The sequence below is a fragment of the Sphingobacterium hotanense genome, assembly GCF_008274825.1.
Taxonomy (GTDB): domain Bacteria; phylum Bacteroidota; class Bacteroidia; order Sphingobacteriales; family Sphingobacteriaceae; genus Sphingobacterium; species Sphingobacterium hotanense.
Map to the genome: position 1 here is coordinate 3,769,817 of NZ_CP030848.1, position 13,483 is coordinate 3,783,299.

10 protein-coding genes are annotated in these 13,483 nt (G+C 41.1%); 7 read left to right on the top strand and 3 right to left on the bottom strand.

What is annotated here, in order from left to right:
- From trpA to DSM08_RS15920, 3 genes are all read left to right on the top strand, one after another.
- Entirely contained in the window at window positions 1-756 is a 756-nt protein-coding gene (trpA, locus tag DSM08_RS15910; protein WP_149527070.1) for a tryptophan synthase subunit alpha, read from the top strand.
- A gap of 425 nt (window positions 757-1,181) precedes the next feature.
- A complete protein-coding gene (locus DSM08_RS15915) occupies window positions 1,182-1,475 on the top strand; it encodes a hypothetical protein (protein WP_149527071.1) in 294 nt (97 codons plus the stop codon).
- A 61-nt stretch (window positions 1,476-1,536) separates the two neighbouring features.
- Window positions 1,537-4,212, top strand: a complete 2,676-nt coding sequence (locus tag DSM08_RS15920; protein WP_149527072.1) for a TonB-dependent receptor domain-containing protein — start codon at window positions 1,537-1,539, stop codon at window positions 4,210-4,212.
- A gap of 575 nt (window positions 4,213-4,787) precedes the next feature.
- Here the strand turns inward: DSM08_RS15920 and DSM08_RS15925 are convergent.
- The 3 genes from DSM08_RS15925 to floA form a co-directional block, all read right to left on the bottom strand.
- Window positions 4,788-5,411 carry a Maf family protein gene (locus DSM08_RS15925; RefSeq protein WP_246172304.1) on the bottom strand — a complete coding sequence of 208 codons (624 nt, stop codon included), beginning with the start codon at window positions 5,409-5,411 and terminating at the stop codon, window positions 4,788-4,790.
- Window positions 5,378-5,896: a KdsC family phosphatase gene (locus DSM08_RS15930; protein WP_149527074.1), complete on the bottom strand. Its 519-nt coding sequence runs from the start codon at window positions 5,894-5,896 to the stop codon at window positions 5,378-5,380. The genes DSM08_RS15925 and DSM08_RS15930 overlap by 34 nt, the downstream gene beginning before the upstream one ends.
- 491 nt (window positions 5,897-6,387) lie before the next feature.
- A complete protein-coding gene (gene floA, locus DSM08_RS15935) occupies window positions 6,388-7,365 on the bottom strand; it encodes a flotillin-like protein FloA (protein WP_149527075.1) in 978 nt (325 codons plus the stop codon).
- A gap of 137 nt (window positions 7,366-7,502) precedes the next feature.
- Between floA and DSM08_RS15940 the strand changes: the two genes are divergently transcribed.
- From DSM08_RS15940 to DSM08_RS15955, 4 genes are read left to right on the top strand one after another with little or no spacing between them, the layout of a single operon-like run.
- A complete protein-coding gene (locus tag DSM08_RS15940; protein ID WP_149527076.1) occupies window positions 7,503-8,630 on the top strand; it encodes a hypothetical protein in 1,128 nt (375 codons plus the stop codon).
- Between the two features lie 10 nt (window positions 8,631-8,640).
- Window positions 8,641-12,090 (top strand): response regulator, encoded by a 3,450-nt coding sequence (locus tag DSM08_RS15945; RefSeq protein ID WP_149527077.1) that lies wholly within the window; start codon window positions 8,641-8,643, stop codon window positions 12,088-12,090.
- Window positions 12,078-12,911: a CheR family methyltransferase gene (locus DSM08_RS15950; RefSeq protein ID WP_149527078.1), complete on the top strand. Its 834-nt coding sequence runs from the start codon at window positions 12,078-12,080 to the stop codon at window positions 12,909-12,911. Before DSM08_RS15945 ends, DSM08_RS15950 begins: the two co-directional genes overlap by 13 nt.
- On the top strand, window positions 12,912-13,481 hold the full coding sequence (locus DSM08_RS15955; protein WP_149527079.1) for a chemotaxis protein CheB: 570 nt from the start codon (window positions 12,912-12,914) through the stop codon (window positions 13,479-13,481). It begins immediately after the preceding gene.
- The last annotated feature ends 2 nt before the right edge of the window (window positions 13,482-13,483 follow it).

The following is a 13,483-nucleotide window of genomic DNA, read 5'->3' on the forward strand; positions in this document are numbered from 1 at the left end:
ATGCAAATAACAAAACACGCAAATGGATTATTGTCCATTTACTTCACCGCAGGATACCCGCACATTAATAGTACCCTAGAAATCGCTAAGGCTCTAGAGGCCGCAGGGGCAGATTTTCTAGAAATCGGATTTCCCTATTCCGACCCTGTGGCGGATGGCCCTACCATCCAACATAGCTCGGAAGTTGCATTAAAAAACGGAATGACGCTTAAGGTATTGTTCGAGCAGCTTAAAGATTTGCGAGAGCATGTACAGATCCCCGTATTTTTGATGGGGTATGTCAATCCGGTTATTCAATTTGGCGTAGAAGCATTCTGCAAAGCATGTAAGGAAGTTGGTGTCAATGGAACCATCATCCCAGACCTACCGATGTATGAATATGAGGAGCTATACCAACCTATTTTTGAGGAGAACGGAATTAGCAACATCTTTTTAGTTACGCCACAGACTTCGGAATCCCGAATCCGCAAGATCGATGATTTATCGACAAGCTTTATTTATCTATTATCGTCAAACGCCACGACGGGAAAACAATTAGATATCCAAGACCAAGCAGCAAGTTACTTCCAACGAATAAAGGATATGGACCTGAAAAACCCATTCATCATAGGGTTTGGGATACATGATAGCCATACCTTTTCAAAAGCTACGAGTTATGCCAATGGCGCAATCGTAGGTACAGCGTTCGTCAAGCTATTGGCGGAAGATGACTACTTAGACCGCATACCTGCATTTATACAGTCTATCAAATCGTAAATATTAAAGACAATAAAAAAGGGGATTCAGCAAATCCCCTTTTGTTATTTAGTTAACTCGGTTAAGAACTTTGTTAAATAAAAAAATTACCGCACCTGCCGCCAAGGTAAGTCCTCCGACGCCAATAAACAGCAAGCTTGGATGTGCAGCTAATTGTTCCATAATTTTACTAGGTTTATACTATTAAGTTAGACTAATATAAAGCCGCACTTTCTCTTTCGCAAGTAATTTTTAATATTTTTTATCCACAAATGTTTTATTTGTTTCTATATTTGAAACATCACATGAGAAAAATAGTTGCCATATTGCTTTTGACGATTTATTCTGTATGCAGTACAGGAGCAACTGTCTATATGCATCATTGTGGAAAACGTACTTTAATCTCTGTTTTAGACGAGGAAAAAGTATCACACGACCGCTGCCCCATGTGCGTAGAACACCATCACAATCAACAACATAGCGACCCAAACGCTAACTGTTGTAAGGATAAAGACATGTGTAAAGATGTTCAACTTGAACTCAAAAGCGAGTCAGAACAACTACAATCATCCATTCAACAACTTTTCAACTTCAGCCCCGCAGTAGTAGTCATCCCGTGGTTATTACCCTATCTAGAACAATGGATAGAGCAAGATCTGAAGTGGAATCCTCATAGCGAAGAGCTTCAGCTCTCCTATACCAATCCTGTATATCTGCTAAACTGCAACTTCAGAATTTGATTTAATATTGATTTCAATCCGGATTATTTATTAAGACAATTGATTCAATATTAGATTTATTATGCATTTACAAAGATTATTACCATTAATCATATTATTATTTTGTGGGCAAGTTTTATTTGCTCAAAGCAATCTTACGACCGTAAGTTTTGAAGTTGCCGGCAATTGCGGCATGTGTAAAAAGCGCATCGAGAAAGCAGGATTAGATGCTGGTGCGACCGAGATCGAGTGGAGCCAAAACAGCCATTTGGCAACCGTTAAACTAGATACCAATAAAGTTAAAGTTGATCATATCAAGAAGCAGATCGCTGCCATTGGTCATGATGCTGGAGAGTTTAAAGCTGATGATGAAGTTTATGAAAAACTCCATGAATGCTGTTTGTATGATCGTTTAGGCGAAGAACATGAGGAAAGCCATGAAGGTCACGACCATGCCGATCACGATCATGAGGGACATGACCACGAAGGGCATGAGCATGCGATGAAACCTGAGGAAGATGGTGGACACAATCACGATCATGATCACGAAGTGACCGGTGTCGTAGTGAATGAAAACGACAAAGGCGATCTGAACCCTATTACAGAAGTTACTGTATTCTGGGCGGATGAACCTGCGAAAAAGGTTAAGACCAATGAGAATGGCGTATTCAAAATTATGCACAAAAAGCCTTTCCGAAACCTTGTTATTTCACATGCAAGTATGCAAAGTGATACGGTAGAGGTGAAAAACCTGCACGAGGTCATCGTAATCCAAGCGAAGAATAATGTATTAAAAGAGATTGTTATCTCGAGAAGACAGAAGTCGAACTATATCTCGAAGCTTACTCCAAACAGAGTAGAGACATTAACTGCTAAGGAACTTTTCAAGGCGGCATGTTGTGATTTAAGTGAAAGTTTTACCACAACGGCATCTGTAGATGTTGTTAGCAGCGATGCAGTGACAGGCAGTAAGCAGATTCAAATGCTAGGTCTTAGCGGCATCTATACGCAAATTACGGTAGAGGGCCTACCGGGACCTCGCGGATTTTCTGCACCTCTCGGCTTAAACTCTATTGCCGGAACATGGATTGAAGCCATCAATATCAGTAAAGGAATCGGTTCTGTAGCGAACGGTTTTGAAAATATGGCCGGACAAATTAATGTGGAACTAAAGAAGCCACATAACTCCGACAAGTTGTTTTTCAATGCTTATGCTAACAACATGGGACGTACGGATGTGAACCTAAATGTTTCTCATCATATCAACGAGAAATGGTCTGTTGGATTATTGCTACATGACAACTTCATGTATAACAAATCCATGAACTTCAGTGATAACGGTTTCCGTGATATGCCGGTCGGCAATCTATTTTCCGGGATCAACAGATGGCATTATGAAAACGGAAAAGGAGTTATCGCTCAATTTGGCATTAAATTCCTCCATGATGACCGTATCGGTGGACAGATCGATTTCAACGAGAAAACCGATAAATATGGAACTGACCTTTATGGCTTAGGTTTTAAAAACCAGCGTATCGAAGGTTTTGGTAAGTTGGGTTATGTTTTCCCGACAAATAAACACCGTAGTATCGGACTGCAATTATCAGCAAGTCGCTTTAAACAAGAGAGCTTCTTTGGATTGAACGCATACGACAATGAGCAGAAATCCCTATATGCAAACTTATTGTATCAGGACATATTAGGTTCGGTTGCTCATAAATATAAAGTTGGGGCATCCGTACAACATGATAATTATGATGAGGATTTAGCGCGCTATCAGGCAGGACAAACCGCTTATCAATATGATTTCGGTCGTAAAGAAACCACTGCAGGCGCATTTGCAGAGTACACCTTTAGTCCGTCGGAAAACTTCGACGCTGTTTTAGGCTTACGCCAGGATTATAACAACCTATATGGTTGGTTTACTACGCCACGCGCGGTGTTACGCTATCAGCCAACCCTCAACACCACCCTTCGCTTAAGTTCAGGAAGAGGACAGCGCACAGCGAACATCTTTGCAGAAAACTTAGGTATTTTTGCTTCCAGCCGTACGATCAACAATATGGCAGGTCTCATCAATGGTGCCAATGCTTATGGCCTGAAGCCTGAGGTATCCTGGAATACCGGATTCACTTTCGACCAAAATTTCCAATTGTTCGGCAGAGAGTCAGGTATATCGGTCGAGTTGTTCCACAACCGTTTCCAAAATCAAGTCGTAATCGACTATGAAGATCCACGCCAGGTTAGCTTCTATAATTTAGATGGCAAATCATTCTCAAACAGTATTCAGGCGGAGTTCCGCTTTATGCCACTTCAACATTTTGAAGCACGTATGGCGTACCGCTTATTAGACGTACAGACAGATTATCAGTCTGGAAGATTAGAGAAACCAATGAATGCGAAGCATCGTGGGTTCCTGAACCTAGCATACAACCTGCACTCCGGTTGGGCATTTGACTATACCCTAAACGTGGTGGGCAAAAAACGTTTACCGAGCACTGCTAGTAACCCTATTGAATACCAACTAGATACACGCTCTGATGCTTACGTAACGATGAATGCTCAAGTAAGCCGTACATTCGGCAAGAACAAAAACTTTGATATCTATATCGGTGGAGAGAACCTAACAAACTTCTACCAGAAAGATCCAATCTTAGCGTTCGACAATCCGTTTGGCCAGAACTTCGATACCAATCTCGTATGGGGACCAATTACCGGCCGAATGTTCTATACCGGTATCCGATACCATATCAAATAGAAATACGAGTGACCTGAAAGGAGTAAAAACCTTTCATGACCCAATATTAACCCCTATCAAATCCCTTCTGAAGCGGCTTTGATAGGGGTTTGTATTGGGTTTACATTGGGTTTGAATAGTAGTTAGTAGTTAGTATTTAGACCTATGGCGGCAGTGGATTTTAGACATTTGAAATAAGACATTAGATTTTAGAAATATAGGACGCCGATTAGGCGCCTTTGATTTAAACAAGAAAGAATGATGTAAGGATTGAGATTGTCTTTGAACCAGGAAAGGAAGGATGTAAAGATGGGCAGGATCTGGCGTATTGCCTTCGTTTGAGGCGGGAAAAGAAGAACGTAAGGATTGACAGGGCGCTTTGTCTTTGAACCAGGAAAGGAAGGATGTAAAGATTGACAGGATCCGGCGTATTGCCTTCGTTTGAAGCGGGAAAGGAAGAATGTAAGGATTGACAGGATGCTTTGTCTTTGAACCAGGAAAGGAAGGATGAAAGGATGGGCAGGATCCTGCTTATCTTAAAATCCTTCCTTTCCTGGTTCAGACAACTCTAATGTCTAAAATCTAATATCTGATATCTAATAAAATACTCGCTTAAGTTCTTGCTGCAACCGTGCTGTTGGTAGTCCGATTACATTTTCGTAGGAGCCGATGATTTTATTAATCCCTACTCTACCGATCCATTCTTGGATGCCGTAAGAACCGGCTTTATCCAATGGTTTAAAACGCTCGACGTAGTAGTCGATTTCTTCATCTGACAGATGATTTAACCAAACGGTTGTTTCTTCGACGAAGCTTACTTTTTGGTCTTGGTAGGCTAAGGCGACTGCTGTGTAAACACGATGTGATTTGCCAGCTAAGCGTTTAATTACGGCTTTTGCTTCTTCCAGATCGGCAGGTTTTCCGAGTACATCGCCCTGCTCGTCTACAACAATGGTATCTGCGCAGATTAATAGCTTATCAAAGTAGCGCTGGCGATCAAATGCGCTAAGTTTCGTTTCGGCGATATACTTCACGATTTCTACGGCTGAAAGCGCTGGGTCGTAAGATTCATCTGTTTCTTTGACTTCAACTTCAAAAGCAATATCCATTGAAGCTAGCAACTCTTTTCGTCTAGGCGATTTCGACCCGAGGATGATCGAAATATTTTTCAACTTATGCTGGATCATTAAACGCTCTTTATATGAGTCTGTACGCCCCATTTTCCCTGTAGCTTTAATATCTTTTCTAAGATATCTCGCACAACACCTCGTCCACCTTTAAATGGCGACATATAGTGGGAGATGGTTTTGATATCCTCTACGGCATCAACCGGGCATGCTGCGATACCAACGACCTGCATCACCTCGTAGTCTGGCATATCATCGCCAACATACATTAGCTGATCGGCGGTTAATTCATATTTAGTCAACAGCTCGTTCAGAACGTCCATCTTTTGGCTCACGCCTAAGTGTATTTCTTTGACACCGAGTCCTTGCAGACGCAATCGTACGCCCTCCGATCTTCCGCCGGATATCACCCATAACATCAGGCCCATTTTCTCTGCTAATTGCATGGCATAACCATCCTTCACATAGAAGGTCCGTAACTGATCGCCCGATTCATTGACTTGCAGGGTGCCATCGGTCAATACACCATCAACATCTAATACAACTGCCTTTATCTGTGTAAACTTCTGAAAGATCATATTTTTAAATTATCCCCAAAATTAGACAAACTTTAAGAGTTATTAATATGTAAGATTAATCAATTAATGCCAAAACTTTATTTGTTAAAACACATAAATCAGAGAATTGTCAGAAAGTAGTTGCAGAGGAAACTTTTTTTTGGAAACGCTTTGCAGAATTAAATTCTTGCTTTACCTTTGTATCATAATTCGAAGGAATAGTAGAATTATTAGTTAAAATTTGTCTTTTCATAATTTAGGTTTATAATTGGTTAGTATCAAACCCTGGCGCCCATCGTCAGGGTTTATTTTTTAGAGAAAATCTATCTAATCAAAACTATTTTCAGTGAAAAATGGGCGATAAGCGTCCAGAAGTGAAATCCCTTAAATTCGTCAAATCACCGTTAGATCGCTTCATGCAGATCGGTTTCAAAGTGCGTCATAAACAACAAGGGCTGTATCATCTTATCATGTACAGCCCTTGTTGTTTATTTCAACTAATCCGTTGATTACTATTTTTTCTCTGGTCCGTTTGGTTTAGCGATTGAAGTTCTCATATCGGTATCTGCTTGGATATTCTGCATTTTATAATAATCCATAATACCTAGATTACCATTTCTAAATGCCTCTGCTAAAGCCATTGGTACTTGAGATTCGGCTTCAATTACTTTTGCCTTCGCTTCTTGTGCTTTCGCGCGCATCTCTTGCTCAGTTGCTACGGCCATCGCGCGACGCTCTTCTGCTCTTGCATTGGCTACCTTTAGATCGGCTTCCGCTTGGTCTGTTTGTAACTTCGCTCCTACGTTTTCACCGATATCGATATCTGCGATATCAATAGAAAGGATTTCAAAGGCTGTTCCCGAGTCTAGTCCTTTTGATAGTACCGTTTTTGAGATTCTATCGGGATTCTCCAATACTTCTTTATGATTGCTAGAAGAACCGATCGTCGTAACGATCCCTTCACCAACACGCGCTAGGATTGTTTCTTCACCGGCACCACCAACTAATTGGTTGATGTTTGCACGAACCGTCACCCGCGCTTTTGCGATTAGTTGAATACCGTCCTTTGCTACGGCAGCCACCGGAGGTGTATTAATTACCTGCGGATTTACAGAGAGCTGTACCGCATCAAACACGTCACGACCTGCTAAGTCAATAGCAGTTGCTAGTTTAAAATCGAGCGGGATATTAGCTTTGTCAGCAGAGATCAGTGCTTTGATTACTTTATTTACATTCCCACCCGCTAAGTAGTGCGTTTCTATTTCATTAGAACTAATCTTTAAACCTGCTTTGGTAGAAGTGATCATGGCATTGGTGACCAATGCTGGCGACACTTTCCTTAGGCGCATCAATACAAGATTCAGTAAACTGATCTTAACATTGGACAGCTGTGCTGTAAACCACAGATTGACAGGAAGTAGATAAAGTAGGAAGAATATGGCGATTACCGCTCCGATAATAATGAGTACGAGTTGAATTGCTGGATCCATTTAATTGTCGATTAATAAAAGTTTCAATTTACTAAAGATATAAATTTTATTTAGAAGAGTCGGTCGTTATTTCAGTTTTTCGCGGTTTAATGCAAGTTTATTCGCTATATTTAATTCTTATATCATGATTTTAGATAATGTATTTAAAGGAAGTGGTAAATGCCGCTGATTCAAAACAATTCCTTGAATTGCCGGCCATAATAAACCGAGCTAACCGAAATTATATTCACCCGCTGAACAGCGATATCGAGTCGGTCTTTGACCGATCGAAGAACTCATATTTTGAGAAGGGTGACCTCATGCGCTGGAATCTTTATGATGTTAAGGACGAGGTTATCGGACGGATTGCCGCATTTTATCATTTCGATGATAAACTTGGAGAGAACCAAGGTGGATTCGGCTTTTTTGAATGTATCAACCAACAAGAAGCTGCAAACTTACTGTTCGATCAGGCAAAGAGCTGGCTTCAAGAGCATGGCTTGAAACAAATGGACGGTCCCATTAATTTTGGCACACGCGATCAATGGTGGGGTTTGCTGATTGCTGGATTCTACCCGCCGGTTTATGGCATGTTCTACCATCCCCCCTACTATCAATCGCTGTTTCGACAATATTCTTTCGAAGCCCTATTTGAACAATATACTTATCGCCGGAAAATATCGGTAGCATTCAGTCCCGCCGTCCTACATCGGGCGAGTAGGATTCAACAAGATCCGAACTATCGCTTCGAAGACATCAGTAAACTTTCCGAAAAGGAAATAATTACTTCTTTTATGGAAGTTTATAATGCCGCATGGAAAGATTTTGATGGTGTTAATGCACTGAGCAGAGCCGAAGTAGCGCAATTAATTGCACATATGCGTCCAGCGATGGACAAGAAAATAATTTGGTTTTCTTACTTTAAACAACAACCGATAGGCTTTTTCATCAATTTGCCAGACCTAAACCAGCTGTTAGTGAAATTTTTACGTAACGGAAGTTTAAACATTTGCCAAAAAATTCGATTTTTGTACCGAAAAACAACAAGAAAGTGTACAACAATGGTAGGGATGGTTTTTGGAATTCATCCGGACTACCAAGGGAGAGGTGTCGAAAGCGCCTTCATAGTGAATTTTGCAAATTCCGTTTCTCAATTGCGTCCCCCGACATATCAGGAGATACAAATGAACTGGATTGGGAGCTTCAACAGAAAAATGATTGCCGTTGTCGAGTCCATCGGAGCAGAACGCTATAAAACACATTGTACGTATCGATTAACATTTTAACAAGGATATTATGTCATTAGACATGTTCAAACTCAAGTCAGCGCGATTACAGGCTATGGTAAGCATCATAGTGGCGACTTTGGTCATCATATTCTCTTACTGGTATTTTACTGCCAAGCAGAAGGAATATACCGGTGCGATGAAGGAATATATGGATTTAGCGCAGGAGAAATTCTATTTGATCCAGGATTGGGAGGTAGAAATTCAGCAGATTTCTAAATTCAATTCCTTGGAACATAATGTAGACGCTTATTCCAGAGAGCGTGCGCGTACGAATATTAATGCAACCATCAGCAAGCTGGCATCGACGAACGTTTTAATCGACACTGTTCCGCACAGTATAGCGAAGATTCAAGCAGTCAGCGATAGCATTCTGAGCCGAAGCGCTATGAAATCCAGCAACAGCTTAAACACGATTTCTAATAACCTGTCTGATGAGCAGGATATGATATCGGCGGCGAGCAACATGATGACCAATGAGATTATCGCGAAGCGTGCTACAAAGACCGAACAAAAGCTAAAGTTTTTAGAAACTACGCGTTCGATTACGCTAGCACTAGGAATTGTCTCCTTGTTGGTTATCCTATATGTTATCTATCAGATCATGAAGCTTTCGGTTTATTTGACAAAAACGTCGGAAGCAGAGCGTAAGCTCAACGATGAGTTTCAACGTACGACAGATAAACTGGAGGAACTAAACTGGGTTTTGCAGAATTCGGCAAAAGTCTACAATATTGTCAATGGCAACCTTTCAGAACACCAAATCGCCAAGAATGCTTTATCCATTGTCCGAGATGTATTGGAGGGACATGCTGCTGCGATTTATATTCGAAAAATTGATTCGTACGAGCTGACTTTAAAGGACTCTTATGGATTAGATTCCAAACAGCTTTTGAGCAACATATTGATTGGTGAAGGAATCGTCGGCCATGTTGCCGAGTCAAAACTGCCAAAGGTATTCGATATCACTGAGCTCAATCAAGTTAAATTGAGTTCAGGGATTGTTTCGGCACTTCCTGCAAAAGTTATTATCTTCCCTATCGTGTTCGAAGAATACTGTATTGGCGTACTTGAAGTTTTTGGTTCCTTCAGCAAGGAACGTGAAGAGAATATCTTAAATTTCCTTACGCGCGCCGGTCGCGCAATTGGTTCTGCGATCAAATCCAGACAAGATCAGAGTCTAGTAGAAGATCTATTGGCTGAAACGCAACATCAGACCGAAGAGTTGGAAGCGCAGCAAGAGGAACTACGCATCACCAATGAGGAGCTTGTTTATAAGACGAATTTGTTAGAAGCCTCGGAAGAGGAACTGCGGGTACAGCAAGAGGAACTTTCGCAAGCGAATAAAGAACTTAACCAAAAGGCGGCAGAACTGGAGAAACGCAACGTGGATTTGAAAGATGCGCAGCAAGTTGTCGAGCAGAAAATTACCGAGGTAGAGCAAGCCAGCAAATATAAATCGGAGTTCATGGCTAATATGAGCCATGAGCTAAGAACGCCATTGAACAGTATATTGATTTTGGCGAAGTTACTTCAGGACAATAAACAAAAGAATCTATCGGAAGATCAGATCAAATATTCATCCGTTATCTATAATGCCGGCTCGGATTTATTGCAATTGATCAATGAGCTGCTCGATTTGGCTAAGATTGAATCAGGTAAAGTTGAATTAAATAACGAAGTCATTCCGGTTGCAGGATTTGCCCATAATATCGAATCATTGTTTAAAGAAATTGCGGATGATAAGAAGATTGACTTTAAAGTGGATATCTCCGAGGCTCCTGCAGAATTCGTTTCCGACGAATATCGTTTAGAGCAGGTGACAAAGAACTTTCTTTCTAACGCATTCAAGTTTACGGAGCGGAATGGACAGGTCAGCTTGAAGATTAGCTTGAATCAGAATAATCTTAATTTCGCCGTTACCGACTCGGGCATTGGTATTTCGGCAGAAAAACAGACGTTGATTTTTGAAGCCTTCCGACAGGAAGATGGCTCTACGAGTCGTAAATATGGCGGAACCGGTTTGGGATTATCCATCTCCAAGGAAATAGCTTCCCTATTAGGTGGGCGCATTGTTCTTGAAAGCGAACCAAGTGTTGGAAGTAAGTTCACACTGATCATCCCTTATGTCGCACCTTCTGCCCTATCGCTAGACGAATCGCCAAAAACTCAAGAGGAACAAGCGCCTGTAAGAGAGATCGAGAAGCCGAAGGCACATATCACCCCTAAACCAGCCGAAGAAAAACCAATGAACAATGCTGAAGTTGCTGGCGAAAAGGCTATTCTGATCATTGAAGATGATATTAATTTTTCCGAGATATTAAAAAGCTTCGCAGAGGGATACGGTTTTACGGCCCTTCAAGCTTATGATGGGGAAACCGGTATTCAACTAGCGAAGTCGAAGCTTCCGGACGCCATTATCCTCGATGTGATGCTTCCGATTGCCGACGGCTGGGAAGTATTGCGCACGCTAAAAAATGCGGAGGAGACGAAGCATATCCCTATTCATATGATGTCGGCAGCAAGTTTTGATAAAAAAGAGTTCTTAGAAGATGGAGCAATCGGGTTTATGTCTAAACCTGTAAGCGAAGCAAGTATAGAATCCGCATTTGAGAACATCAATTTGAACTTGAACAAAGGCGTGAAGAAAATTTTGCTGATCGAGGATCAAGAGTTCCAAAGTGATTTAATCAAGAAAGCTTTTGCAGAACAGCAGATCAATGTGATCCAAGCATTCACCGTAGAATCGGGACTAAAGAAATTAGAACAGGAAGGAAACTTCGATTGTATAATACTTGACATCAAGCTTCCTGACGGTAGTGGATTAGAGATGCTCGACAAGATTAAATCGGATAAAAAATACGAGAAGCTTCCGGTGATCATCAATACAGCATACGATCTATCGACCGAACAAACGGAGCGCATTATGCGCCACACCCAATCCATGGTTCTGAAATCGAGCAAATCGAACACCCGTTTAACGGATGAGGTGAATTTGTTCCTGAACAAGTTGACAGAGCCGACGTATAATCCTGTCAAGAATCTAGATAAGATTGCCAATAAGGAAAATTACGGAACCAGTAATTTGGACGGTAAGTGTGTGTTGATTGCGGATGATGATATGCGGAATGTTTTTGCATTGACTTCATCGCTGCAGGAATACAATATGCAAATTGAGATTGCTAATAATGGTCGCGAAGCTGTGGAGATGGTCAATGACCCTGCAAACCATATTGATATTGTGCTCATGGACATCATGATGCCTGAGATGGATGGCTATGAGGCTATACAGTTAATACGTAAAGAGAAAAAGAATAATAATCTACCGATTATAGCCGTTACAGCGAAGGCAATGAAGGGAGATAGAGAGAAGTCTATCGATTTGGGGGCTAGTGATTACGTAAGCAAACCAATCGATATCGACAAGTTGGTATCATTAATGCAAGTATGGCTAAGTTAGAGGATTCTTACGAATTGAGTTTTACAGAAATCGAAGATCTGATTTTTCTATTGAAGAATATTTCCGATTTTGACCTTTCTGGCTATACTCGTTCGTCGTTGAAGCGCAGAATTCAACGGATTATGGGTTTAGAGCAGATGGACATCGTCGACCTCAAGAACGCCTTGGTCAATGTACCAGGCTTTCAGACATATTTTGTTGAGGAAGTGACAGTCAACGTGACGGAGATGTTCCGTGATCCGGGTTTTTATAATAAGCTGGTTAACGACATTATCCCCTATTTATCAACCTTTCCAAGAATTAAGATTTGGAGTGCCGGATGTTCTACAGGCGAAGAGGTTTATTCCCTCGCCATCCTGCTAAAAGAACATGGACTTAGCGATCGCTCTTTTATCTATGGAACGGATATCAACAGTAAGGTATTAGATATTGCGAAAAAAGGAATCTACCCGTTGAAGAAGTTCAAAGAATATACCGAGAATTTCAATGCCTTCGATTCCAAAGAGCATTTTGCGTCCTATTATACCGCACGTTACGATGCGGCTATCATCAATCATGATTTAAGACAGAATATTTTATTTTCTACACATAATTTGGCAACGGATCAAGTTTTTAATGAATTTCATTTGATAACCTGTCGAAATGTATTGATTTATTTTGATTTGAAGCTTCAAGAGCGGGTCATGAATCTGTTCTACGAATCTCTTGCGCTATTTGGCTTTTTATGCTTGGGTACTAAGGAAACCTTGTTGCGCCATGAGGTCATGAAGAATTTCAAAGTGGTAGACAAGGAATATAATATCTACCAAAAGATTAAATAAATGGAAGAATTGGCAAAAAATATCATTGTGGTTGGTGGGTCCGCGGGGGCTTATGAAGTCATCGTGGATATTTTAGATCACCTTCCGGCATACTTTTCTGCGGCGATCGTAGTGGTTTTACATCGTAATTCTAAATATGAAACGAAAGTAGAGTCAAGTTTATCGCGACGCCTGAACAGGAAGGTCACTTCCGTGAAAGACAAGTTGCCCATTCTGGCCGACAACATTTACTTCGCACCTCCGGGTTATCATTTAATGGTAGAGCCAGACCATCGATTTTCGTTAGATATTTCGGAACCTGTTCAGTTCTCAAGACCATCTATCGACGTATTCTTTGAGTCTGTCGCTGACGTGTACAAAACAAACACGACGGCATTTTTGTTGTCAGGAGCAAATACTGACGGAGCGAACGGTTTGAAACGCTTGGCTGAGCTGGGTGCAACCTGTTATGTGCAATCGCCCGAAGAGGCGAAAATCGATACGATGCCGAAAAGCGGTCAGAAAGTATCAAAAAATGTTACAACACTTACTAATGCTAAAATAATTACCTATTTTAGCCTATTAACATAATT